Genomic DNA, 1,370 nt, shown 5'->3' with positions numbered 1-1,370 from the left:
TCCTGGTCGGGGACTTCGTTTGGGCGGCCGACGATCCCGCGATTGCGCTCGCCCAAGCTGGCGAGGCGCTGCGGACTGGCTTTGCGGCGAGCGCCGCAGCCGTCCGGGGATGAGCCCGATCCGGGGATGAATTGATGAAGGCCGTGCGCTTCGCTGTCTGTCTTACGTCCGCGCTGCTGCTGGCGACGTCCGCCTCGGCGCAGATGTCGCTGACGCCGGCGCCGCCCAATCCGTTTCCCAAGCCGATCGACTCGGAAAAGCCGAAGCCGCGGACGCCCGAAAAGGCGGCCCCGAAGCCGGCGCCGAAGCGCTCTGCGAGCGAGGAGAAGAAGTCCGGCTTCGAGCCGGCGCCGCCGAAGCCCGCGGCTGCTGCCGAGCAGCCCGACGATCCGCTCACCGAGCCCAAGAATATCGACCTGGTCTACGGCGCCTATCAGCGTGGCTTCTACAAGACCGCGTTCGACATGGCGATGAAGCGCGCCACCGAGGTCGGCGATCCCAAGGCCATGACCATGCTGGGCGAACTCTACGCCAACGCGCTCGGCACCAAGCGCGACTACGACAAATCGGTCGAATGGTACAAGCGCGCCGCCGACCTCGGCGACAGCCAGGCGATGTTCGCGCTGGCCATGGCGCGGATGGCCGGCCGCGGCGGCGGTCCGCCGAACCGCGAGGAAGCCGCCAAGTGGCTCGCGGCGTCAGCCAAGCTTGGCGAGCCGAAGGCAGCCTACAATCTGGCACTGCTGTATCTCGACGGCCAGACCTTCCCGCAAGACGTCCACCGCGCGGCCGAACTGCTGCGCATCGCGGCCGATGCCGGCAACGCCGAGGCGCAATACGCGCTGGCGACCTTCTATAAGGAAGGCACCGGCGTTCCCAAGGACGCGGTGCAGTCGGTGCGGCTGCTTCAGGCGGCCGCCCTGGCGGGCAACACCGCCGCGCAGGTGGAGTATGCCATTGCGCTGTACAATGGCACCGGCACCCCAAAGAACGAGGTCGCCGCAGTGGCGCTACTGCGGAAGGCAGCGCGCGCCAACAATCCGATCGCTCAGAACCGCCTCGCCCACGTGCTGGTCTCCGGCCAGGGCGCGCCGCGCGATCTCGTCGAGGCCATGAAATGGCACCTGATCGCCAGGACCGCCGGTAAGGGCGACCTGCAGCTCGACGAGGTGCTGGCGCAGCTCCCCCAAGCTGATCGCACCAAGGCCCAGGACGATGCCCGCAAATGGCTCGGCGGCGGCGGCCAGACCGCAAACAGCAGCGGCGGGGACAATGCCAACGCCAATGCCGCCCCTTGCAAATGATGCGGCTTGAAGCCGCCGCGCCCGCAAGGCACCCCTTCGGCCGTCAATTTCCCCCATCCTGCAGAC

1 protein-coding gene is annotated in these 1,370 nt (G+C 68.3%); it reads left to right on the top strand.

Translation table 11 applies throughout. The features are described from left to right. The first annotated feature begins 134 nt into the window (after positions 1-134). Positions 135-1,304: a tetratricopeptide repeat protein gene (locus tag I5M_RS08195; RefSeq protein ID WP_022720957.1), complete on the top strand. Its 1,170-nt coding sequence runs from the start codon at positions 135-137 to the stop codon at positions 1,302-1,304. The last annotated feature ends 66 nt before the right edge of the window (positions 1,305-1,370 follow it).

This window comes from Rhodopseudomonas sp. B29 (assembly GCF_000333455.1).
In the GTDB taxonomy this organism is placed as follows: domain Bacteria; phylum Pseudomonadota; class Alphaproteobacteria; order Rhizobiales; family Xanthobacteraceae; genus Rhodopseudomonas.
This window is presented reverse-complemented; position numbering and strand designations above follow the sequence as displayed.

Coding starts and splice junctions, on each gene's coding strand:
- I5M_RS08195 (WP_022720957.1), top strand. CDS start 135: ATGAAGGCCGTGCGCTTCGCTGTCTGTCTTACGTCCGCGCTGCTGCTG.